The 22,783-nt window shown below is 69.5% G+C and carries 19 protein-coding genes; 9 read left to right on the forward strand and 10 right to left on the reverse strand.

Features of this window, described 5'->3' with window-relative positions; all coding sequences use genetic code 11:
* Positions 1–109: 109 nt before the first annotated feature.
* The 3 genes from gnd to dnaA all read right to left on the reverse strand — a co-directional run bounded on the left by gnd (position 110) and on the right by dnaA (position 5,479).
* Positions 110–985, reverse strand: a complete 876-nt coding sequence (gene gnd, locus ACZ67Q_RS16865) for a phosphogluconate dehydrogenase (NAD(+)-dependent, decarboxylating) (protein ID WP_471182274.1) — start codon at positions 983–985, stop codon at positions 110–112.
* A gap of 210 nt (positions 986–1,195) precedes the next feature.
* On the reverse strand, positions 1,196–2,326 hold the full coding sequence (dnaN, locus tag ACZ67Q_RS16870; RefSeq protein ID WP_361630206.1) for a DNA polymerase III subunit beta: 1,131 nt from the start codon (positions 2,324–2,326) through the stop codon (positions 1,196–1,198).
* 1,077 nt (positions 2,327–3,403) lie between these two features.
* Complete coding sequence (dnaA, locus tag ACZ67Q_RS16875; RefSeq protein WP_471182278.1) at positions 3,404–5,479, reverse strand: chromosomal replication initiator protein DnaA; 2,076 nt, start codon at positions 5,477–5,479, stop codon at positions 3,404–3,406.
* Between the two features lie 378 nt (positions 5,480–5,857).
* Between dnaA and rpmH the strand changes: the two genes are divergently transcribed.
* The 9 genes from rpmH to ACZ67Q_RS16920 all read left to right on the forward strand — a co-directional run bounded on the left by rpmH (position 5,858) and on the right by ACZ67Q_RS16920 (position 12,771).
* Positions 5,858–5,995: a 50S ribosomal protein L34 gene (gene rpmH / locus ACZ67Q_RS16880; RefSeq protein ID WP_003949374.1), complete on the forward strand. Its 138-nt coding sequence runs from the start codon at positions 5,858–5,860 to the stop codon at positions 5,993–5,995.
* Between the two features lie 21 nt (positions 5,996–6,016).
* On the forward strand, positions 6,017–6,388 hold the full coding sequence (gene rnpA / locus ACZ67Q_RS16885) for a ribonuclease P protein component (RefSeq protein ID WP_471182280.1): 372 nt from the start codon (positions 6,017–6,019) through the stop codon (positions 6,386–6,388).
* Positions 6,385–6,738, forward strand: coding sequence for a membrane protein insertion efficiency factor YidD (yidD, locus tag ACZ67Q_RS16890; RefSeq protein ID WP_469815215.1), 354 nt, complete (start codon positions 6,385–6,387; stop codon positions 6,736–6,738). Before rnpA ends, yidD begins: the two co-directional genes overlap by 4 nt.
* 3 nt (positions 6,739–6,741) lie before the next feature.
* Complete coding sequence (gene yidC, locus ACZ67Q_RS16895) at positions 6,742–8,022, forward strand: membrane protein insertase YidC (protein WP_471182283.1); 1,281 nt, start codon at positions 6,742–6,744, stop codon at positions 8,020–8,022.
* A gap of 15 nt (positions 8,023–8,037) precedes the next feature.
* A complete protein-coding gene (locus ACZ67Q_RS16900; protein WP_471182286.1) occupies positions 8,038–8,550 on the forward strand; it encodes a Jag family protein in 513 nt (170 codons plus the stop codon).
* 118 nt (positions 8,551–8,668) lie between these two features.
* Positions 8,669–9,385 carry a 16S rRNA (guanine(527)-N(7))-methyltransferase RsmG gene (rsmG, locus tag ACZ67Q_RS16905; protein ID WP_471182288.1) on the forward strand — a complete coding sequence of 239 codons (717 nt, stop codon included), beginning with the start codon at positions 8,669–8,671 and terminating at the stop codon, positions 9,383–9,385.
* A 298-nt stretch (positions 9,386–9,683) separates the two neighbouring features.
* The gene (locus tag ACZ67Q_RS16910) at positions 9,684–10,757 is read left to right on the forward strand and encodes a ParA family protein (protein WP_471182711.1); all 1,074 of its coding nucleotides are present in this window, start codon (positions 9,684–9,686) and stop codon (positions 10,755–10,757) included.
* On the forward strand, positions 10,754–11,854 hold the full coding sequence (locus ACZ67Q_RS16915; RefSeq protein ID WP_471182291.1) for a ParB/RepB/Spo0J family partition protein: 1,101 nt from the start codon (positions 10,754–10,756) through the stop codon (positions 11,852–11,854). The genes ACZ67Q_RS16910 and ACZ67Q_RS16915 overlap by 4 nt, the downstream gene beginning before the upstream one ends.
* 299 nt (positions 11,855–12,153) lie before the next feature.
* Entirely contained in the window at positions 12,154–12,771 is a 618-nt protein-coding gene (locus tag ACZ67Q_RS16920; protein ID WP_471182293.1) for a GNAT family N-acetyltransferase, read from the forward strand.
* 64 nt (positions 12,772–12,835) lie between these two features.
* Here the strand turns inward: ACZ67Q_RS16920 and trxA are convergent, their stop codons facing one another.
* The 7 genes from trxA to ACZ67Q_RS16955 form a co-directional block, all read right to left on the reverse strand.
* Positions 12,836–13,162, reverse strand: coding sequence for a thioredoxin (gene trxA / locus ACZ67Q_RS16925; protein ID WP_361630233.1), 327 nt, complete (start codon positions 13,160–13,162; stop codon positions 12,836–12,838).
* Positions 13,163–13,206: 44 nt separating this feature from the next.
* Positions 13,207–14,178: a thioredoxin-disulfide reductase gene (trxB, locus tag ACZ67Q_RS16930; RefSeq protein WP_361630236.1), complete on the reverse strand. Its 972-nt coding sequence runs from the start codon at positions 14,176–14,178 to the stop codon at positions 13,207–13,209.
* 126 nt (positions 14,179–14,304) lie between these two features.
* Positions 14,305–15,216 carry an anti-sigma factor family protein gene (locus ACZ67Q_RS16935; RefSeq protein ID WP_471182298.1) on the reverse strand — a complete coding sequence of 304 codons (912 nt, stop codon included), beginning with the start codon at positions 15,214–15,216 and terminating at the stop codon, positions 14,305–14,307.
* The gene (sigM, locus tag ACZ67Q_RS16940) at positions 15,213–15,938 is read right to left on the reverse strand and encodes an RNA polymerase sigma factor SigM (RefSeq protein WP_471182300.1); all 726 of its coding nucleotides are present in this window, start codon (positions 15,936–15,938) and stop codon (positions 15,213–15,215) included. The genes ACZ67Q_RS16935 and sigM overlap by 4 nt, the downstream gene beginning before the upstream one ends.
* A 28-nt stretch (positions 15,939–15,966) precedes the next feature.
* Positions 15,967–17,688 (reverse strand): protein kinase family protein, encoded by a 1,722-nt coding sequence (locus ACZ67Q_RS16945; protein ID WP_471182303.1) that lies wholly within the window; start codon positions 17,686–17,688, stop codon positions 15,967–15,969.
* Between the two features lie 136 nt (positions 17,689–17,824).
* Complete coding sequence (gene murJ, locus ACZ67Q_RS16950) at positions 17,825–20,149, reverse strand: murein biosynthesis integral membrane protein MurJ (RefSeq protein WP_471182305.1); 2,325 nt, start codon at positions 20,147–20,149, stop codon at positions 17,825–17,827.
* A 44-nt stretch (positions 20,150–20,193) separates the two neighbouring features.
* Positions 20,194–22,599, reverse strand: coding sequence for a DUF6049 family protein (locus ACZ67Q_RS16955; protein ID WP_471182308.1), 2,406 nt, complete (start codon positions 22,597–22,599; stop codon positions 20,194–20,196).
* Positions 22,600–22,783 lie beyond the last annotated feature (184 nt).

Below are 22,783 nucleotides of genomic sequence, written 5' to 3' on the forward strand. Positions count from 1 at the left end.
TTCGCCGACCTCCCCAACCTTCGGGTAGTGCCTGTACTGCTTCTCGTGGCGCGCTGTGTCGTCGCGCGTTTCTCGTGGCGCGTTTTCCCAGGCGTGTTTCCTGGGCGCGCTACTTCTTCTCGACCGCGTGGCCGCCGAACTGATTGCGCAGCGCAGCGATCATCTTCATCTGCGGCGAGTCCTCCTGGCGGGAGGCGAACCGCGCGAACAGCGACGCGGTGATCGCCGGCAGCGGCACCGCGTTGTCGATCGCGGCCTCCACAGTCCAGCGTCCCTCACCGGAGTCCTGTGCGTAACCGCGCAGGCCCTGAAGGTGCTCGTCCTCGTCGAGGGCGTTCACCGCGAGGTCCAGCAGCCACGAGCGGATGACCGTGCCCTCCTGCCAGGAGCGGAAGACCTCGCGGACGTTCTCCACGGAGTCGACCTTCTCCAGCAGCTCCCAGCCCTCGGCGTAGGCCTGCATCATCGCGTACTCGATGCCGTTGTGGACCATCTTCGCGAAGTGGCCCGCGCCGACCTTGCCGGCGTGCACCGCGCCGAAGTCGCCCTCCGGCTTGAGCGCGTCGAAGACCGGCTGGACCTTGGCGACGTTCTCGGCGTCGCCGCCGTACATCAGGGCGTAGCCGTTCTCCAGGCCCCAGACGCCGCCGGAGACACCGCAGTCGACGAAGCCGATGCCCTTGGCGGCCAGCTCCCGCGCGTGCCTCTCGTCGTCGGTCCAGCGGGAGTTGCCGCCGTCCACCACCACGTCACCGGGCTGCAGCAGCTCGGCCAGCTGGTCGATGGTCGACTGGGTGGGCTCGCCCGCCGGGACCATCACCCACACCACGCGCGGGCCGGACAGCTTGCCCACAAGTTCCTGAAGGCTGTGGACATCCGCGACGTCGGGGTTGCGGTCGTATCCGATGACGGTGTGGCCGGCGCGGCGGATCCGCTCGCGCATGTTGCCGCCCATCTTGCCGAGGCCGACGAGACCGAGCTCCATCAGTGGTGTTCCTTAAGGTCGCTGTGTGGCGTGCGGGGCACCTTGGCACCCGTGGGGCACCCTCGTACCCCTGTCCGAGCCTAATCCCGGACGGTCGCGCACAGCTGTGGGCACAGGCGCTCAGACGTGGGCCCTCACCTGGGGATTTCGGTGGGCGGTGGTCCACAGGCTGTGGACCACCGCGCGCCTTCGCTCCGGAGTCGGGGCGGATCAGCCGCTCAGGCGCACCGGCATGATCAGGTACTTGTACGCGTCGTCCGCCTCGGCGTCCACGGCCGGCTTGCCGCTCAGCAGCGCGGGCTTGGTGGACGTGGTGAACGACAGCTGCGCCACCGGCGAGTCGATCGCGCTCAGGCCGTCCAGCAGGAAGGTCGGGTTGAAGGCGATGGAGATGTCGTCGCCCTCCAGCTGGGCGTCGACCCTTTCCACAGCCTGTGCGTCGTCGCTGGAGCCGGCCTCCAGGATCAGCACGCCCTGCTCGAAGCTCAGCCGCACCGGGGTGTTGCGCTCGGCGACCAGGGCCACACGCTTGACGGCCTCCACGAATGGGGCGGTCTCGATCACGGCGACGGAGTTGAACTCCGTCGGGAACAGCGTGCGGTACTTCGGCAGGTCGCCCTCGAGCAGACGGGTCGTGGTGCGGCGGCCGGCGCCCTCGAAGCCGATCAGGCCCTCACCGGCGCCCGAGCCGGACAGCGCCAGGATCACGCTGTCGCCGCTGGTGAGCGCCTTGGCGGTGTCCTGGAGGGTCTTGGCGGGCACCAGGGCGACCGCGGAGACGTCCGGGTTCTCCGGCTTCCACAGGAACTCGCGGACCGCGAAGCGGTAGCGGTCGGTGGAGGCCAGGGTGACCGTGTCGCCCTCGATCTCGATGCGCACACCGGTGAGGACCGGCAGCGTGTCGTCACGCCCGGCGGCGATGGCCACCTGCGAGACGGCGGCGGCGAAGACCTCGCCGGGGACCGTGCCGGTCGCGTTCGGCATCTGCGGCAGCGCCGGGTACTCCTCCACAGGCAGGGTGTGCAGGGTGAACCGGGACGACCCACAGACCACCGTCGCCCGTACACCGTCTGTGGAAATCTCCACGGGCCGGTTGGGGAGCGCGCGGGAGATGTCGGCGAGCAGACGGCCGGACACCAGGACCGTGCCCTCCTCCTCGACCTCGGCCTCGACGCTCACGCGAGCGGAGACCTCGTAGTCGAAGCTGGACAGGCTCAGCTGGCCGTCCTCCGCCTTCAGCAGCAGGCCGGCGAGGACAGGCGCCGGCGGACGGGCCGGGAGGCTGCGGGCCGCCCAGGCCACTGCCTCCGCGAGTACGTCGCGTTCCACCCGGATCTTCACGGTAAGCCGCCTCCTGCTGTTGCCGGCGCTTGTCGCCCTGCTTCGCCTTCGTCGTCTGTCGCGGTGTCACGGGCCCCGTCGAGGGGAAGGACACCGGGACCAGTCTGACGCACCGCACTGACAGTAGGTGCCCGTCGGGGTCAAGTCGCGACGAGGGGCAGTCGGTCAACCGACAGCGAGTTGTGCACAGGCCCCGCTTCGAAACGAATTCCTCGCTCTCTCTAGTCGTTGGTAGTAGTAGGGCCTGTGGATACCGTGGATAACCTCGTTTGTGCAGGTCAGAGCCCAAATTTTGTCCACCGGACCTGTGGGTGGAGGCGGTGGACAACCGGGGCCTTCTGTGGAGAACAGAAAGTTCTGCACACACCATCAACAGGGCGGGGCGAGTTCTCCCCAGAAGCGTCCCCAGGTTTACCCACGTTTCCCACAGCCCAACCCGGCAGCTTCGTGTGACGGCTTTCACTCGACGCGGTGAGAAGGCGCGTCGGCTTGCCGAACAGTGGACAGACATGTGGAGAAGCGGGCGATCTCTGGGGACAACGGCCCTCAGCCTGTGGGTTACCCGTGGACAACTTCATGCACAGGGTGTGGACCGGCGAGTTGTCCACACCCTGTGGATCTTCCTCGTCCACGGATCCACAGGCACGTGAGCTGGGCCGATGACTTTCCCCCAGGCTCCCCTGTGGACGCGATCTGGACAACTCGGCAGTCCCCAGGATGTGGACGCGAAAAAGTCCCCGAATCTGTGGAGAGAGGCCGTAACCCGGCAGGTAATCGAACATGAGATGACAGATGTACGACGGTGAGGGGAGCGGGTCGGAGGTCGTCGAAGGCCCGGGGGAGGTCCGCCGAAGGTCATCGGAGGCCGTCGGAGGGCGTCGAGGGGGGGGGTGCTGGGGCCGGCGGGAGCCGGGCGGCACGCCCGGACGTGGCTGAGGGCCCAGTCCCGGAGACCTGGAGGGCGCCCGCAGTGACCCGCTGTGCGCCCCTCGGAGACCCGCAGGGCGCCCCTGGACACGACTGAGGGCGCCCCGGAGACCCGGAGGCGCCCTCGGACGGTCGTCCGCCGTGGTGGCGTCAGCCGTTCTTGATGCGGTTGGTCAGCTCGGTGACCTGGTTGTAGATGGAGCGCCGCTCGGCCATCAGATTGCGGATCTTGCGGTCCGCGTGCATCACCGTCGTGTGGTCCCGGCCGCCGAACAGCGCACCGATCTTCGGCAGCGACAGATCCGTCAGCTCACGGCACAGGTACATGGCGATCTGCCGGGCGGTCACCAGCGCGCGCCCACGCGACGTGCCGCACAGGTCCTCGACCGTCAGCCCGAAGTAGTCCGCCGTCGCGCTCATGATCGCCGTGGAGGTGATCTCCGGCGCCGAGTCCTCGCCCCCCGGGATCAGGTCCTTGAGGACGATCTCCGTCAGGCCCAGGTCCACCGGCTGCCGGTTGAGCGACGCGAACGCCGTCACCCGGATCAGCGCGCCCTCCAGCTCACGGATGTTCCGCGAGATCCGGGAGGCGATGAACTCCAGCACCTCCGGCGGCGCGTTCAGCTGCTCCTGCACCGCCTTCTTGCGCAGGATCGCGATCCGCGTCTCCAGCTCGGGCGGCTGGACGTCGGTGATCAGTCCCCACTCGAACCGGTTGCGCAGCCGGTCCTCCAGCGTGACCAGCTGCTTCGGCGGCCGGTCGGAGGACAGCACGATCTGCTTGTTGGCGTTGTGGAGCGTGTTGAAGGTGTGGAAGAACTCCTCCTGCGTCGACTCCTTGTCCGCGAGGAACTGGATGTCGTCGACGAGCAGGATGTCCATCTCCCGGTACCGCTTGCGGAAGCTGTCGCCCTTGCCGTCGCGGATGGAGTTGATGAACTCGTTGGTGAACTCCTCCGAGCTCACGTACCGCACGCGCGTGCCCGGGTACAGGCTGCGCGCGTAGTGCCCGATGGCGTGCAGCAGGTGCGTCTTGCCGAGGCCGGACTCGCCGTAGATGAACAGCGGGTTGTACGCCTTCGCCGGCGCCTCCGCCACGGCCACCGCGGCCGCGTGCGCGAACCGGTTGGAGGCGCCGATGACGAACGTGTCGAACAGGTACTTCGGGTTCAGCCGCGCGGTCGGCTCCCCGGGACCGGAGGCCGGCGCGGGCTGCGCGGCCAGCGGTCCGGGCGCCCCGGTGGTGGGCAGGTTCGAGCCCACGGGACCGCCGCGGTGCACGTGCCCGGAGCCGGCCGGCGGCTCGGGCAGTTCACGGCGGCCGCCGTCGCGCTGGTCGTAGTCACGGTCGTAGTCGCGCTGGGGACGGGTGTCGCGGTTGTCGTGGGCGTCGCGGCGGTCGTACTCACCGCGGGGCTGGTCGTAGGACGGCCGCTCCGTGGCGGGCGGCCGGTAGTCCGCCGACGACGGAGAGGCGTACGGGTCCTTCGCCGGGCCGCCGGACGCGTAGGGGTCGTTTCCGCTCGGCCCGGAGCCGTACGGATCCTTGCCGCCGGGCGCCGAGGCGTACGGGTCCTTCGCAGGCCCACCCGACGCATAGGGGTCCTTGCCGCCCGGCCCGGAGCCGTACGGGTCCTTCGCGCCGTGTCCACCGGAGCCGTACAGATCGCGCTCCGGAAAACCGAGCCGTTGCTGCTGCCAGCCGTAGTCGTCCTGGGAGGGACGCGGCCAGGCGCCGGGCTCGGGGCGCTGGTACTCGGAGGGGTAGGCGGGGCGGGCCGTGGGGAGCTGGTCGCCGGGCTCGCCGCGGTGCCGGCCGTAGCCCTCGTACTGGTCGTACTGCGGGGCGGCGGGCGGCTCGGGCTCCTCGTAGCGCGATTCCTCGTACCGAGGTTCCTCGTAGCGCGACTGCTGCGGAGCGGCCGGTGCGGCAGGGGCCGCGGGCTCACCCGCCGAGTCGTCGACGGTGATCGCGATCCGGATCGGCCGGCCGCACTCGCGGCTGAGGGTCTCGCTGACGATCGGCGCGAGACGCCCCTCGAGGACGTTCTTCGCGAACTCGTTCGGTACGGCGAGCAGGGCCGTGTCGGCGACGAGCGCCAGCGGCTGGGTGCGCCGGATCCAGTGCTCGTCCTTCCCCTCGACCCCCTGACCGCGTCCCTCGCCGAGGAGCTGTTCCAGCACTCGTGGCCACACTGCGGCAAGATCGGCAGGTACGTCAGCCACAGGGCACGCTCTCTCAGAGAGTCCCTCGAACGTGTGGTTCGGGGACGGGTCGGGATGTGAATCGGGTGGTTGAGGGGACAAGGGAACGAATCGGAGTCAAGCCACGGTAGTCAGCGCGGCGGGTACGGTTCAAGTTGTTGTCCCCAGGCTGTGGACAAGTGTCTCCCGGTGACCGTCGGTTTGACCGGATGGCGTAGTCCCGCGTACCGTAACCAGGTCGAGTTGTCGATGGCTGCTGCCGCCTGCCTCCGATGGGCACAGATCGCGAACACGGTGATCGGACAGCGGTGCACTCGGGCGTAACGCGAGCTACTCGTGGGCGCACGGTGACAGCCAGGACGGCACCCCGCCAACCCCGATTCTTTCTGGAGCCCCCGAGTGAGCAAGCGCACCTTCCAGCCGAACAACCGTCGTCGCGCGAAGACCCACGGCTTCCGGCTGCGTATGCGCACCCGTGCCGGCCGCGCGATTCTCGCGTCCCGCCGTGGCAAGGGTCGCGCCCGCCTGTCCGCCTGATCCCGATCAGGTCATGACGTCGTGCTGCCCACCGAAAACCGGCTGAGGCGGCGCGAGGACTTCGCGACCGCGGTACGACGAGGGCGCCGGGCAGCCCGCCCGTCCCTCGTCGTCCATTTTCGCAGCGGTGCCACGGACCCGCACGTGCCAGGGGAGAGCGCTCCCCCGCCGCGTGCGGGTTTCGTCGTGAGCAAGGCCATCGGCGGCGCGGTCGTGCGCAACACGGTGAAGCGCAGGCTTCGCCATCTGATGCGCGACCGGGTCACCCAGCTGCCCCCCGGTAGCCTGGTAGTCGTACGAGCGCTGCCCGGTGCGGGTGACGCCGACCATGCACAGCTGGCCCGAGACCTGGACGCCGCCCTTCAGCGGCTGCTGGGAGGGGGCGCGCGATGAAGTACCCACTGCTGGCCCTGATCAAGCTCTACCAGTGGACGATCAGTCCGCTGCTCGGGCCGGTGTGCAGGTACTACCCGTCGTGCTCCCACTACGGCTACACGGCGATCGACCGGCACGGTGCGATCAAGGGAACAGCGCTCACAGCCTGGCGGATTCTGCGGTGCAATCCGTGGTCGCCGGGCGGTGTGGACCATGTTCCGCCGCGCAAGCGCCCGCGGTGGCACGAAATGCTGCGTGACGCCTGGCGTGCACGCAGGGGCGGGCCCTCCGCCGCCGAACCGGCCACCGACGGGGAGATCCCTTCGAGCCCGGCCGCAGAGACCCCGCCCCATGCCCAAGGAGCATGATTAGTGGACACGATTGCCAGCCTCTTCAGTTTCATCACCTGGCCCGTCTCCTGGGTCATCGTCCAGTTCCACAAGATGTACGGCGCGATCTTCGGCGCCGACACCGGGTGGGCCTGGGGCCTGTCCATCGTGTCCCTGGTGATCCTGATCCGCATCTGCCTGATCCCGCTCTTCGTGAAGCAGATCAAGTCGACGCGCGCGATGCAGACGCTCCAGCCGGAGATGAAGAAGATCCAGGAGCGCTACAAGAACGACAAGCAGCGTCAGTCCGAAGAGATGATGAAGCTGTACAAGGAGACGGGTACCAACCCGCTCTCCTCGTGCCTTCCCATCCTGGCTCAGTCGCCGTTCTTCTTCGCCCTGTACCACGTGCTCAACGGCATCGCGACGGGCAAGACCATCGGTGTCATCAACGACCCGCTGCTCGCCAGTGCCCGTAAGGCACACATCTTCGGTGCCCCGCTCGCCGCGAAGTTCACGGACAGCGCCGACAAGGTCGCCTCGCTCGGCGCCACGCTGACCGACGTCCGTGTCGTGACCGCGATCATGATCGTCCTGATGTCGGCGTCGCAGTTCTACACGCAGCGCCAGCTGATGACGAAGAACGTCGACACCACGGTGAAGACGCCGTTCATGCAGCAGCAGAAGATGCTGATGTACGTCTTCCCGGTCATGTTCGCCGTCTTCGGCATCAACTTCCCGGTCGGTGTCCTCGTCTACTGGCTGACCACCAACGTGTGGACCATGGGCCAGCAGATGTACGTCATCCACAACAACCCCACCCCGGGTTCCAAGGCCCAGGCCGCCTACCTGGAGCGCCTGCACAAGCACGTCACGCACCACGGCAAGGTCGCCCGGCGCCGGGACAAGGTCATCATCAAGGCCATCGTCGCCAAGGGCCGTGACCGCAACGAGTTCGAGCGCAAGTTCATCAACGGCCTGAGCAAGGCCGGCCTGGCCGCCCAGACCGACGGCACGGTGATCCGCAGCGAGAGCCAGACGGTGGTCGAGACCGAGGACGGCACGACCATCACCGGTGGCCAGCCCAAGCGGCAGCAGCCCAAGCGGCAGTCCAAGGCCCAGCGCCAGTCGGGCGCGACGAAGGCGGGCGATGAGCCCTCGTCCACCGGTCCCTCGCTGAGCAAGTCCGACGAGCCGGAGGACACCAAGCCCGCCGATGCCGCCGGCAAGGCCGCCCCGAAGCAGGGCTCCGGTACCCGCAGCAAGGCCCAGTCCGGCCAGCGCAAGGGTCCGCAGCGGCCCAAGTCCCCGTCCAAGAAGTAAGAAGGAGCCCATCCCGTGACGGAAGGCACCACCTCCGCCGCTGCCGAGGGTGCAGACACCCTCACCCGCCTGGAGCAGGAGGGCGAGATCGCGGCGGACTACCTCGAGGGTCTGCTGGACATCGCCGACCTCGACGGCGACATCGACATGGACGTCGAGGGCGACCGGGCCTCCGTGTCGATCGTCAGCGATACGGGCAGCCGCGACCTGCAGAAGCTGGTCGGCCGTGACGGCGAGGTGCTCGAGGCACTGCAGGAGCTGACGCGGCTCGCCGTGCACCGGGAGACCGGAGACCGCAGTCGGCTGATGCTGGACGTCGCCGGCTACCGGGCCAAGAAGCGCTCCGAGCTGTCGGAGCTCGGCGCCAAGGCCGCCGCCGAGGTCAAGAGCAGCGGTGAGGCCAAGCGGCTCAAGCCGATGACCCCGTTCGAGCGGAAGGTCGTCCACGACGCGGTGAAGGCCGCCGGCCTCCGCAGCGAGTCCGAGGGCGAAGAGCCGCAGCGCTTCGTCGTCGTCCTGCCCAACTGACGTCGGTACGTACGTCACTCCGGCCCCGTCTGTTGCGCAGGCGGGGCCGGACTTTGTCAGCCTGTAGTTCTGGTGATAGGCGCCGCCGGCGCTGATGCGGTACGGAAGGACGGTCCCCGTGACGGAGGCAGCGGAGCTCCCCCCTGCGCCCGAGCAGGCGCGCGACGTGTTCGGTGATCGCTTCACGGATGCGGTCCGATACGCCGAGCTCCTGGCCGAGGCCGGTGTGCAGCGTGGGCTCATCGGGCCGCGGGAGGTGCCGCGCCTGTGGGAGCGGCACCTGCTGAACTGTGCGGTGCTCTCGGAGGTCGTCCCCGAGGGTGTGACCGTGTGCGACGTGGGCTCCGGGGCGGGTCTGCCAGGAATCCCGCTGGCGCTGGTGCGCGAGGACATCAAGATCACTCTGTTGGAGCCGTTGCTGCGTCGTACGACCTTCCTGACGGAGGTCGTGGAGCTGCTCGGGCTCGACCATGTGACCGTGGTGCGCGGCCGCGCCGAGGAGGTCATGGGCAAGCTGCCTCCCGTCCATGTCGTCACGGCCCGTGCGGTCGCCCCGCTGGACCGGCTGGCCACCTGGGGCATCCCGCTGCTGCGTCCCTACGGCGAGATGCTCGCGCTCAAGGGCGACACCGCGGAGGAGGAGCTGAAGAGCGCGGCCACGGCACTGAGCAAGTTGGGTGCGGTGGAGACGTCGATCCTGCATGTCGGTGAGGGCGTGGTGGATCCCCTGTCGACCGTGGTGCGGGTCGAGGTCGGTGAGAGCCCCGGTGGCGTGCGGTTCGCGGCGAAGCGTGCGAAGGCGGCACGGACGGGACGGACGCGCCGGCGGCGTTGATCGCCTCCGACGACGAGACGTACTCCACACAAGCTGCCCCTCGTACGCCTGACGGAGTGTCGCGGCAGTTCGGCCTGGCGTGCTGTGCATCGTGTTTCACGTGAAACGTCGCTCACTGCTGCACGGCATCATCAGTCGGGGCCGCGCTGCGGCCGAACCCCGCGACCGTAAGCCCCTCGGTTCACTCGATGAGCCCCCTGTCGACGAGACAGGGTCCCCCTTGAGGGGCACGGAGTTGTCCACAGAGGTGGATTTCTCCACAGAAGACCAGACCTCACTGGTTCACGACCCCGAAGACATGCGAGGCTCTGTTCATTGCGAGCCTGAAGTCGAGGAGAGTGAATCCTTGCGGTCCGACGCCAACATCGCGGGACCGATGACCGATCCGGTCCCCGGTCCCCGTACTGAGTCCATCGGGGACGATGTTTCACGTGAAACACCGCCCCCGATGGACGACACCCCGATCGGTCGTGCTGCCCAACTGGCGGTGGAGGCTCTGGGCCGCGCCGGCGAAGGTCTGCCGCGACCGGAGCAGACCCGTTTGATCGTGGTCGCCAACCAGAAGGGCGGCGTCGGCAAGACGACGACGACCGTCAACCTTGCCGCCTCGCTGGCACTGCACGGCGGCCGGGTGCTGGTGATCGACCTCGATCCGCAGGGCAACGCGTCCACCGCGCTGGGCATCGACCACCACGCCGAAGTTCCTTCCATCTACGACGTGTTGGTCGACAGCAGGCCACTCGCCGAAGTCGTACAGCCGGTCCCCGATGTCGAGGGCCTTTTCTGCGCCCCCGCCACCATCGATCTGGCCGGTGCGGAAATCGAGCTGGTCTCGCTCGTGGCGCGCGAAAGCCGGCTGCAGCGGGCGATCCAGGCCTATGAGCAGCCGCTGGACTACATCCTCATCGACTGCCCGCCCTCGCTCGGCCTGCTGACGGTCAACGCGCTCGTCGCAGGCCAGGAGGTCCTGATCCCGATTCAGTGCGAGTACTACGCACTGGAGGGCTTGGGCCAACTGCTGCGCAATGTCGATCTGGTGCGGGGGCACCTCAACCCCACGCTGCACGTGTCGACCATCCTGCTCACCATGTACGACGGCCGGACGCGCCTGGCGTCCCAGGTCGCCGAAGAGGTGCGCACCCACTTCGGTGACGAGGTGCTGCGGACGAGCATTCCTCGCTCGGTCCGTATCTCCGAGGCACCGAGCTATGGGCAGACGGTTCTGACCTACGATCCTGGGTCGAGCGGTGCGCTGTCCTATCTTGAGGCGGCACGAGAGATCGCGCTGAAGGGCGTCGGCGTCAGTTACGAAGCTGCGCACGCCCACATCGGCGCCCAGAGCAACCCGAACATGGTGGAGGGCATCCAGTGAGCGACCGACGGAGGGGGCTGGGACGCGGACTCGGTGCGCTGATTCCTGCTGCCCCGACCGAGAGGACACCTGCCGCGACGGCCCTGGGAGGTGGCGCGTCGGCATCCCCTGCGTCGGTCCCGGTGCTGACGGGCGACCGAGGGGTGGCCGCTGCCAAGCTGGCCACGCTTCCCGCTGTTTCACGTGAAACCGAGGAGCCGACGCCATCCGCTCCCGAGATGCCCGCGCCGCCCCTCGGAGCCCACTTCGCGGAAATCCCTCTCGACGCCATCCGGCCGAACCCGGAACAGCCCCGCAAGGTCTTCGATGAGGAGGCCCTGGCCGAGCTCATCACCTCCATCAAGGAGGTCGGCCTCCTGCAGCCGGTCGTCGTCCGGCAGGTCGGCCCGGCCCAGTACGAACTCATCATGGGCGAGCGCCGCTGGCGGGCCTGCCGTGAAGCCGGACTGGACGCCATCCCGGCGATCGTGCGGGCCACGGAGGACGAGAAGCTCCTCCTGGACGCCCTGCTGGAGAACCTGCACCGGGCCCAACTGAACCCGATCGAAGAGGCGGCGGCCTACGATCAGCTGCTCAAGGACTTCAACTGCACGCACGACCAGCTGGCGGACCGCATCGGCCGCTCCCGTCCGCAGGTCTCCAACACCCTGCGTCTGCTGAAGCTGTCGCCCAAGGTGCAGAACATGGTGGCCGCGGGGGTGCTCTCCGCCGGTCATGCGCGGGCGCTGCTCGGTGTCGACGACCATGAGGATCAGGACCGGCTGGCCCACCGCATCGTCGCCGAGGGGCTCTCGGTCCGTTCGGTGGAGGAGATCGTGACCCTGATGGGGTCGCGCCCGCAGAAGGCTCAGCGTGCCAAGGGTCCGCGGGCCGGTGGCCGGCTCTCCCCGGCGCTGTCCGATCTCGCGAGCCGGCTCTCGGACCGCTTCGAGACGCGGGTGAAGGTCGACCTGGGCCAGAAGAAGGGCAAGATCACTGTCGAGTTCGCCTCCGTGGAAGACCTCGAGCGGATCCTGGGCACGCTCGCCCCGGGCGAGGGTCCGGTGCTGCCCAGGGGTCTCCAGGAGGACGACGGCGCGGAGGAGTCCGACGCCTGAGTGTCCGGCAGGAGCGGGCCGTGTCCGGTGTGTACCGGAACACGGCCCGCTCTTTGCTTTCTGCCGGTATCGATGGAATCGCATCGTGGATACGATGCGTTGGGGTATGGCGCATCCACCTACCAGGCACCTTTGAGTGGGAGGCAGGGAGCCGTGCGAACGATGAGCCGGACCGGACTGGTGAGCGCGGGACTGGGCCTGGGCGCGGTCGGCGGATTCGTCGGCAGCCTGCTCAGGGAACGGAGTGCTCTGACAGCCGCCCGTGGTTCGGCGGGCGAAGAAAGCGAGGAACAGCCTTCATGGGGCGTCGGCTCGTACCGCTCACGCTGGACAACCTTCAGGACCTTCCCAAGCGTTGTCGTTCGTGCGTCTTCTGGGAGCTCGATCCCGTCAGCGGTGAAGCCGCGGTAAAGGCCGGCACACCGGCTCTGGAGAAGGAAGCCTGGATCTCCGCGGTTCTGCTCGACTGGGGCTCCTGTGGTCGTGTCGTCTACGTGGACGACAAACCGGTGGGCTATGTGCTCTACGCGCCGCCCGCCTACGTTCCCCGCTCGACGGCCTTTCCCACCAGCCCGGTCTCACCGGACGCCGTGCAGTTGATCACCGCTTTCATCCTGCCGGGGTACCAGGGGCAGGGGCTCGGCCGGGTGATGGTCCAGACGGTCGCCAAGGATCTGCTGCGCCGCGGGTTCAAGGCCATCGAGGCGTTCGGGGACGCCCGCTGGAAGGAACCCGCCTGCATGCTCCCTGCGGACCATCTGCTGGCCGTGGGCTTCAAGACGGTCCGCCAGCATCCGGCGCATCCGCGGCTGCGGCTGGAGCTGCGCTCCACGCTGTCGTGGAAAGAGGACGTGGAGCTGGCGCTGGACCGGCTGCTGGGCGCGGTGCAGAAGGAGCCGGCGCTGCGACCGCTGTGATCCTGACGAGACATGAAAGGGGCCGGCCCTTGAGGGCCGGCCCCTGGATGTTTCACGTGAAACGTCAGCCGATGAAGTCCTCGAGGTCGCGCACGATGGCGGCCTTCGGCTTGGCGCCGACGATGGTCTTGGCGACCTCGCCGTTCTGGTAGACGTTCAGCGTCGGGATGGACATCACGCCGTACTTGGCGGCCGTCGCCGGGTTCTCGTCGATGTTGAGCTTGACGACCTCGATCTTGTCGCCGTACTCGGCCGCGATCGCCGCGAGGGACGGAGCGATCTGGCGGCACGGACCGCACCAGGCGGCCCAGAAGTCCACCAGGACGGGCTTGTCGCTCTTGAGGACGTCCTGCTCGAAGGAGTCGTCGGTCACGTTCTTCAGGTCGGCCACGGTGGGCTCTCCTTAATCGGTCGGGGCGTGGGGCGGAAGGGGGATCAGACGGAGGTCTTCTCGGGCTCGGCCTGCTGCTCGTTGTCGGCGAGGGCAGCGAGGAAGCGCTCGGCGTCCAGGGCGGCGGAGCAGCCGGTGCCGGCCGCGGTGATCGCCTGGCGGTAGGTGTGGTCGACCACATCACCGGCGCCGAAGACACCGGTGAGGTTCGTCCGGGTGGAGGGCGCGGCGACCTTGAGGTAACCCTCCTCGTCCAGGTCCAGCTGGCCCTTGAACAGCTCGGTGCGCGGGTCGTGGCCGATCGCGATGAACAGACCGGTCACCGGCAGGTCCGAGAACTCACCGGTCTTGAGGTTGCGCAGCTTCAGACCGGACAGCTTCTGCTCGCCCTGGATCTCGGCCACCTCGCTGTCCCAGACGAACTTGATCTTCGGGTCGGCGAAGGCGCGCTCCTGCATGGCCTTGGAGGCACGCAGGGTGTCGCGGCGGTGGACGATGGTCACGGACTTGGCGAACCGCGAGAGGAAGGTGGCCTCCTCCATCGCGGTGTCACCGCCACCGATCACGGCGATGTCCTGGTCCTTGAAGAAGAAGCCGTCGCAGGTGGCGCACCAGGAGACACCGCGGCCGGAGAGCGCGTCCTCGTTCGGCAGGCCGAGCTTGCGGTGCTGCGAGCCGGTGGTGACGATGACGGCCTTGGCCTTGTGGACGGTGCCCGCGGTGTCCGTGACGGTCTTGATCTCACCGGTCAGGTCGACGGAGACGATGTCGTCCGGGATCAGCTCGGCACCGAAGCGCTCGGCCTGGGCGCGCATGTTGTCCATGAGCTCGGGGCCCATGATGCCGTCGCGGAAGCCCGGGAAGTTCTCCACCTCGGTGGTGTTCATCAGGGCACCGCCCGCGGTCACGGCGCCCTCGAACACCAGGGGCTTCAGCGACGCGCGCGCGGTGTACAGCGCCGCCGTGTAGCCGGCGGGCCCGGAGCCGATGATGATCACGTTACGGACGTCGCTCACGGCTTGATTCCTCGTCTCTGGACTGCGTCGTACGGCCGGTGGAGCCCGTTCAGAACTCTCACCCCACCCAACGGATCCTAAGGGGCGTGCATTCCCGCCGTGTCCGTGCACGCGGGCGGGCTGTCCTCAGGGACGGGTGTACGAGTTCTTGAGCAGAACCTTGGCGGGACCGGCCGAGGGATGAGCGACGCAGGTGGCGTCCATGAGATAGGCGTCGACCCGGTGCACGTCGGAGGCGTCGGGCACCACCACGAGCAGCGCGTCCTTGCCCTGGAAGGTGCCGGTCTCGGTGCCCAGGGCGGCATCGTCGCGGCCCAGGCCCTTGCGGACGCAGTCGGGGACGGTGGGCTGGGAGCGGAACACCTTGGGCTGCTCGGTGCCGGTCCTGGAGTCGGCGCCGAAGCTGTGGGGCGTGCGCGAGCCGTCGGCGGACTTCTGCTGCTGGGCGACCAGGTGGTCGACCTGCTGCCCCAGCTTGGCCTCGGAGAAGGTGTCCGCGGCGGTGGACTGATGCTGCTGTGCCGTCGTTCCGGAGGTGCCGCCTGTCAGCGTGGATACCAGGAGAGCACTGAGCCCGACAGCGGCGGCCGCGCAGGCGGCGCCGATGAGCCCGACCGTACGGCGGCTGCGGCGCGTGCGTTGCTTACGGCCGGGGCCGGTGGTGGCGGTGCGGGCGTGACCGGCGGGGCGGTCGGAGACGGTCGTTGTTTCACGTGAAACATGCGGGTCGGTCTCGCTGACCGAAGAAGCGGTCGCCTCCTCGGAGCGCTCGTCCGGGGTGGTCGCGCTCAGCAGGGCTTCGGCGGCCAGTGCGGCGTCGATGCGACCCGCGACATCGGCCGGCATCCGCGGCGGGCCGGGCAGGGTGCCGAGCAGTCCGCGGATCTCCTCCAGCGACGCGTACACGTCCGCGCACAGCTCGCACGACTCCAAATGCCGCCGGACGTCCGTGGTCCGCGCCGGCGGGAGCAGTCCCTCGGCGAGGTCGGAGATCTCGGCGACATCCGGGTGCCCGGCCATGTCCGTCGTGGATGTCACGCTCGCCCACCTCCGCCCTTCACAGCAGCTGAGTCGCTCGGTCCTGCTTCGCCGGAACCCGGGTCGTCGGGTTCCGCTGCCGGTGGGACGGATGTCCCGTGCATCCGGTTCCGTCCCGCGTCCGGTTTTCCGCTGTCGGAGGTGTTCTCGGGCCGCAGATGGGTGAGCAGCGGCACCAGTCTGGCTCTGCCCCGGGCGCAGCGACTCTTCACCGTCCCGGTCGGCACATCGAGGATGCGGGCGGCCTCGGCGACGGGGTACCCCTGCATGTCGACCAGGACCAGGGCGGCCCGCTGGTCGGCCGGGAGCGTGCCGAGCGCCTCCAGGAGCTGGCGGTGCAGGTCGTTGCGTTCCGCGGGCGCCGAGGCGGACTCGTGCGGCTCCAGCAGCTGCTCCAGCCGCTCGGTGTCGTCGACGGGCGAGGTCTTGCGGGAGGCCGCCTTGCGGGCGCGGTCTAGGCAGGCGTTCACGGTGATCCGGTGCAGCCACGTCGTGACCGCCGACTGTCCGCGGAAGGTGCGGGCGGCACGGTAGGCGGACACGAGGGCGTCCTGCACCGCGTCGGCGGCCTCCTCGCGGTCCCCGAGCGTACGCAGGGCAACCGCCCACAGCCGGTCCCGATGGCGCCGCACGAGTTCACCGAAGGCGTCGGGGTCTCCCTGGACATGGCGGTCGAGCAGCTCCTGATCGCTCACACCGTCGTATCCACTGCCGCCCGCCATCCGACCCCCTCCCCCCATCGGTGAGATGTCAGCCCTTGAACGTCACGTCGGTGATGGCCTGCTTCCAGCCCGCGCTGCTGTAGCCGTCCGAGGGCGCGTTCGGCACTGCCGTGATCCACAGCAGTACGTACTGCGTCTTCACCGTCTTCGACGCCTTCACGGTGAGCGAGGTGCCGCTCGTGGTGGCCTTGCCGATCTCCTTCATACCGTCGACCGACGTGGACGGCGTCAGTGAATCCGTGGCGTACAGGTGCACGGTGGTGTGGTCACCGGGATACCGGAGCGCTATCGACGCGGACTGGACGTCCTGCTCCGCGCCGAGGTCGTAGACGATGCCCACACCCGGCTTGTACGGAGCGAGGACGGGGCCCTCGTTGTAGCGCTTGGTGCGCCAGTACGAGGAGCTGTCACCGTCGTAGGTCTTGTCCACGTCGCCGGGGGCCTGGGGGGAACCCTCCGCCACGTACTCCTCGGCGTGCTTGATGGCGATCGGCTTGGCCGGTCGGGTCTGGTCGTCGCCCTTGCCGTTGCCGTCCGTGGTCTGTGTCTGGTCGGTCTGGTCGGACGCGCCGCCGCGGTCCATCAGGGCGTCCGCGAGCTGCCAGCTGCCGAGGCCCAGCGCGGCGATCAGCAGGGCGGACACCGCCCACTTCAGCGCCTTGCCGGTACGGCTCTGCAGCGGGGGCGGCGGGGTGGGCACCGGCTGCGTCACACCAGGGTGCGGCGAAGGGCGGCCGTAGGCGCCCTGCTGGTATGTCGTGCGCTGGTACTCGGGCGGCGCGGTGAACGCGGGCTCCGGCGGGCGGATGCGGGGCATCTCACCGATCGCCTTGACCAGCTCCTCCGGCGTGGTGCAGGGAGCCTCGTGCCGGGAGGCGGTGGCGCCGTCGTTGGCGAGGGCACGCATGGCGAGCTCGGACAGGCCGCGGTGGACCCCGGCCCGTACCTGGTCGGGCGGGATGAGACCGACGTCCTTGGGCAGCCCGGACAGGCCGTAGGCGTCGTTCTCGTACGGCCAGCGCTGGGTGAGCGCCGCGTACAGCAGAGCGCCGATCGCCTCCGTGTCCGTGCGCTGGGGGGTGTCGGAGCTGATTCCGCGCAGCGCGGCGTTGACGGCCAGGCCGCGGATGCGCCACTGACCGGTGGAGGTGCGCAGGACGGCGTTGGGGTTCAGACGCAGATGGGCGAGGCCCTCGCGGTGGGCGGCGGCCATGGCGGCGGCGATCTGACTGACCATCTGGTAGGCGTCGTGCGGCTCCAGCGGGCCGCCGGACAGCAGCGTGGTCAGTTCGGTGGCGTCGGGCAGCCACTCATGGACGACGTAGACGAGGTCGTTCTCCTCGACGGCGTCCAGGACCTGCACGAAGCGGGGGTCGCCGAGCAGCGCGGAGGAGCGGGCCGCCGCCAGCACGGAGCGGGCCCGCGCGTGGTCGGCCGGCAGGACATGGATGCCGACGGCGCGGCGCAGTTTCTCGTCGACCGCGCGCCAACTGCTGAATCCGTCCAGACGGGTGACGCATTCCTCGAGTCGGTAGCGTCTGGCCAGTTTGTGACCGCTGTGCAGCTCGGGCGGTGAGACCTTCCCGGGACGTTCCGCCGTCCCGCCACTCCCCTGTGCCTCGTCGATGTCCGTGTCCCGCTCCCGGTTCTGGGCCACCCCGTCGGCCGTGGACTGGTCCGCCTGTGCGGTCAGCGACTCGTCGTCGCTGTTGTCTGCCACGTCGACGGCAGCCGTGCTCCGTTCCGCCACCGTCGTTCCTGCCTCCCCATCCTTTGCGCGCCGTGCGACGACGAGCGCGCCGTCCGACGCCGAAACCAATTGTGCCCACAGTCCGCCGCTATGCACGACACACGGTGGCGTCCGTTGGTTGTGCGCCTACCCCCTCTCAGCGGCCCAGTCGTCCGCGCACCATACCGACGAGCGAGTTCAGTTCCTCGATGCGCATACGGCGGGCGGCCGCGTAGAAGACGCCGAGGAGGACGACCCCGCCGGCCAGCAGGGCCGCGAAAGAGCCGGCCACGCCCTGGCCGAGCACGTGCCCGATGCCGTAGCAGGCGGCGCCGCTGAGCGCGGCGGCCGGGACAGAGGCGATGCACAGCCGCGCGTAGGTGCGCAGGACCTGGGCTCCGTCCAGGTCACCGCCGAGGCGCTTGCGGAGCCGGGACCAGGCGACGCCGACACCGATGGCGTAGGCCAGGCCGTACGCGGCGGCCATGCCGACCACCGCCCAGCGGGCCGGGAGCAGGAAGTAGCACAGCGCCGAGGCGCCGGCGTTGACCGCCGCCACGATGACCGTGTTGTAGAAGGGCGTGCGGGTGTCTTCGTAGGCGTAGAAGGCGCGCAGGACGACGTACTGCACGGAGTACGGGATCAGGCCGAGGCCGAAGGCCATCAGCATGTAGCCCATGTTGGTGGCCTCGCTGGTGCCCGACGAGCCGAAGATCAGCGTGCACATCGGGATGCCGAGGGCGAGGAACCCGAAGGCAATGGGCACGATCGCGACGGCCGTGGTGCGCAGGCCCTGCGAGATGTCGTCCCGGACGGCGCCCGTGTCGTCCTCGGCCGCCGAGCGGGAGATGCGCGGCAGCAGGGCCGCCATCAGCGACACCGTGATGATGGCCTGCGGCAGACCCCAGATCAGCTGGGCGTTCGCGTAGGCGGCGAAGCCGGTGCCGTCGACCGGGGAGGCCTTGCCGGCCGAGGTGGACAGCTGGGAGACGACGAGCGCGCCGGCCTGGTTGGCGAGGACGAAGAGGAAGGTCCACTTGGCGAGGGTGACGGCCTTGCCCAGTCCGTGGCCGCGCCAGTCGAAGCGCAGCCGCAGCCGGAACCCGGTCTCGCGCAGATAGGGGATCATCGCCAGCGCCTGGACGACCAGGCCGAGCAGAACGCCCACACCGAGCAGCCGCTGGCCCTCGGGCGGGATGTTGGTGACCTTCATGCCGGAGTGCTCGGCGGTGCCGTAGACCCAGATGAACATGGCCAGCGTCACGATGATGACGATGTTGTTCAGGACCGGCGTCCACATCATCGCGCCGAACTTGCCGCGCGCGTTCAGGATCTGGCCCATCACGACATGGATGCCCATGAAGAAGATCGAGGGCAGGAAGTAGCGCACGAAGGTGATCCCGACCTCGTTGGAGGCGGGGTCGGAGGCGACCGAGTCCGACAGCAGCCGGATCAGCAGGGGCGCCGCGAAGACCGCCGCCACCGTGAGCAGGCCGAGCGCCACCATGACCAGGGTCAGCAGCCGGTTGGCGTAGGACTCGCCGCCGTCCTCGTCCTCCTTCATCGAGCGCACCAGCTGCGGCACGAAGACGGAGTTCAGACCGCCGCCGACGGTCAGGATGTAGATCATCGTCGGCAGCTGGTAGGCGACCTGGAAGGTGTCACCGAGGACACCGATGCCCAGAGCGGACGCGATCAGCGCGGAGCGGACGAAGCCGGTCAGGCGGGAGACCATCGTGCCCGCGGCCATCACGGCGCTCGACTTCAGCAGACCGGCGGCGCGGCCGCCCTTCTTCGCCGGTGCGACGGGCGCGGCGGTCACGGCCGCCGTGGCCTCCACGTCGGCCGAGGCGTCCGCGGCGAAGGGCTGCGCGGCGGGAGTGGCGCCCAGGTGGAGCGTCTGCTCGGCGCTGGGCACGGGCGGCGCCTGGTGCGGGCCTGCGGGCCCCTGGGCGGTGCCCGGCGCGGCCGCCGGGCCCGGGACCGACGGCTGCTGCTCGTAGGACGGGTGGCCGGCGCTCTGCTGCTGGTCGCGGAAGAGGTGGGCGAAGGCGTCCGGCTCATGGCGTCCCTGGCCGGCCTGGCTGACCAGGTCGTCCACCCCGACGTACTGGGTGGTGCGGGGATCGTCGCCGAACGGCAGGTACTGCGTCGGGCCGTCCGGCTCCGGCGCGGGCGTCTGCGCCCACACATGCGGGTCAGGGGCGTACGGCGACTGCTGCGGCTGCGCGTACAGCTGCTGTGCGGGCGGGAAGGTGCCCGGCGGGGGCGGCGGGTGCGCGGCACGGTCGTAGAGCGCCTCGGCGACCGGGTCCTGCGCGGAGAGATCCTGCCCGCGGTAGGGGTCCTGGTCGTAGGCGTCCTCGAGGTACATGTCCGCGGGGTGCTGCGGCGGTACCGGGCCGTTCTCGGGCGGCGGGCCCTCGGGGTGGCCCGAGCCGCCCACGGCCTGGCCGTGGTCACCGTCGTACGGCGCGTTCATGGTTACCCCACCTCATCGTCCCGGGCCCACCGGCCACGACATCCTCAACGGTCCACTCTCTCACCCGTCCCGGACGGGTCGGGGTTTTCCGCTGCGGTGTCCGGTGTCGGGTCACTCGGCTGCGTACCGTCTGCCCCCGGGTGGGCGGCGGACTCTTGCGTGAGACGGTCCCGGGGGCCGTCCGGGTTCTCCTCGGCGGCTGCCGTCTCGCCGGGCTCGTCGGCGGCCTCGCCGTTGTGCGCCGGTTCGGCCTCCGCGGCGGCACGGGCCGCGGCCCGCTTGCGCTGGGTGTACATCCGGAAGCCGGCCAGGACGAGCAGCAGGACGCCGCCACCGATGACCAGCATCACCGTGGCGGTGATCTCGGTGACCTTCACGTCGAAGTAGACGGGGGAGCCGTACTTGCGGCCGTCCTCCGTGAAGAGCTGGGCGATCACCGTGGTCTGGCCGTTGACGTTCGCGGACGTAGTGAACTTCACCGTCTGGCTGTGACCGCCCGAGACGGTGACCGGCTGCTCGTCGAAGGCCCCGCCGCCGATCTTGAGGCGCGTGGGGTTGGTCGAGGTCAGGCGCAGCACCAGGTGGTCGGAGCCCTGCAACAGGTTGTTCTGCACGGACACCGGGATGGTGGCGCTGCGCCCGGACAGCTTGGTGTCGGACTTGTCGACCAGCTTCACCTGGTGGGCGAGCGTGTCCAGGTAGTCCTCCACGCCCCGGCGGAACGCCCTCGCCTCCCCGGCCCGGCCGCGCCACGACGTGGACATCTCGCGGTTCATGGCCCGCCCGAAGGGGGTCACGACCCGGGACGGGTCGGTGAGGATCACCTGGAAGTTGTCGAGCTTGTCCTGCGTGGTCGCGATCTGTGCGAAGGCCGACCGCGGCAGCTCCTGGCGACGCAGGGACGACGGGTACGCCGACCCCGAGGGGATGGTCGTGGTGGCGTCCGGGTCGGGCTTGGCCTTCGCGGCCGCCGTCAGCTGCTGCGGCTGCGACCACGTGCTGCCCTGGAGTGCCGCCACGGCTTCCGCCATCGCCTGCGCCTGGCTCGCGGTCGGCATCCGCTGCGGGGCGACCACGATGCTGCGCTCCTTGTCGGACTGCTGGTTCAGCGCGAGGCTCTGCGCGAGGAACTCCTGCACCGCGAGTGAGGAGGCGGAGGCCGTGGTCAGGTCGCCCTGGAACTGCGTGGACAGCCGGGCGTCGGCCACGACCGCCGTGGTGCCGCCGCCGACGGGGCGGGCGGCGGACGGGGTGTAGGGCAGCCCGGCGGTCTCCCGGAAGCTGTCGCTGCGCGCGATGACCTTGTCGGCTCCCGCGGAGGTGGCGACCTTCATGATCGACGGGTCGACGGCACCGGCCACGGGCCAGGCGAAATCGGTCGCGGGCGTGACGTGGAGCACGGTCTGCACCGTGAGCGTCGCGACGTCGGTGGCCGCCTTCAGCTGGCTGAGCGAGCCGGTCACACCGGTGCCGTTGTGGGCGAGGGAAGCCAGGTCCGGGTCCCCGAACGGCAGGGCGACGACCTCCTTGCCCGCGACGGCCTGCTGCAGCTCGGCGAGCCACTGCTTGGCTACGGCCTGGTTGCGGCCCGGGGTCGTGGTGCCGTCGGCGCCCCGGACCTTGTAGCTGCCCGCCATCGCGTCCACGGACGACAGCAGATCGGGGTCGATCACCCAGGTGACGTCGAGGCTCTTGCCCAGCGCGACCATCTGCTGCAGGCGGCCGCCCGGGGCGATCTCCTTGACCAGGTCGTCGTTGAGGAAGACCGGCGTCTGCTGCTCGCCGGGACTCGTCTCGGCCGTCATCCGCACCGACGACATCACCGGCCACAGGACGGTCGTCTTCGTCTTGGTGTCCGCTTCGTCGGGCTGCCACGGCAGGAAGGTGCGCTGGATGCCCAGGACCTGTTCCCACGACTGCGTGGCCGTCTTGCCGGACAGCGAGACCCCGAGCTGGTAGACGCCGTCACTGCCGAGGTCCAGCTTGTCCACCGGTACGGAGATGCTGAAGTGCTCGGCGACGCCGGGCGTGAGCTTGGCGAACTTGGTGATGTACGTGCCGCCGATCTCGGAGCCGTCGGCGCCGGGCGTATAGGCGCCGCGCTCGGCGGCGGCGTCGATCTCGGAGCGGGTGGACAGCTCCGGACCGACCCGCAGCCCCACATGGGCGTCGGTGACCGCCTGCCGGCCGTTGTTCGTCACCGTGCCGGAGACCGTCAGGGTGTCGCCGTCGGAGAGGGCGCTGGGGGTGAGCGAGTCCACGGCCACGGACACCGAGCGCGAGCCCGAGGCCTCGGGCGCGGCATGCGGTGCGGCCTGGGCGGAGGGTGCGGCGGGCAGCTGCAGCGCGCCGGCCAGCAGGGGCACTCCCATGAGCAGGGCGGCGGTGCGCCGCAACCAGCGGCGGGCAGGTGAGGGACTGGTCCCCTGGATGTCTGCCGCCTCGGCCACGCGCTCGCCCGTCCCTCGTCGTCGTCAGTGGTCGTCGGAATGTGCGTCCACGCATGGTAACGATGCGCGCTGAGTGGAAGTGCCGCGGTCTGCGCCACAAGATCAGCGGCCACAAGATCAGCGAGGGCTCACTCGACTGGGACGGCGGGCGGCGCACCCGTGGCACAGATCCCGACATGGATCC

This window comes from Streptomyces sp. NPDC036813 (genome assembly GCF_055609245.1).

Bases quoted from the DNA above. Each gene is read 5' to 3' on its own strand.
- gnd (WP_471182274.1), bottom strand. From the start codon at position 985: ATGGAGCTCGGTCTCGTCGGCCTCGGCAAGATGGGCGGCAACATGCGC.
- yidD (WP_469815215.1), top strand. From the start codon at position 6,385: ATGAAGTACCCACTGCTGGCCCTGATCAAGCTCTACCAGTGGACGATC.
- ACZ67Q_RS16910 (WP_471182711.1), top strand. From the start codon at position 9,684: ATGCGAGGCTCTGTTCATTGCGAGCCTGAAGTCGAGGAGAGTGAATCC.
- ACZ67Q_RS16920 (WP_471182293.1), top strand. From the start codon at position 12,154: ATGGGGCGTCGGCTCGTACCGCTCACGCTGGACAACCTTCAGGACCTT.
- sigM (WP_471182300.1), bottom strand. From the start codon at position 15,938: ATGGCGGGCGGCAGTGGATACGACGGTGTGAGCGATCAGGAGCTGCTC.
- murJ (WP_471182305.1), bottom strand. From the start codon at position 20,149: ATGAACGCGCCGTACGACGGTGACCACGGCCAGGCCGTGGGCGGCTCG.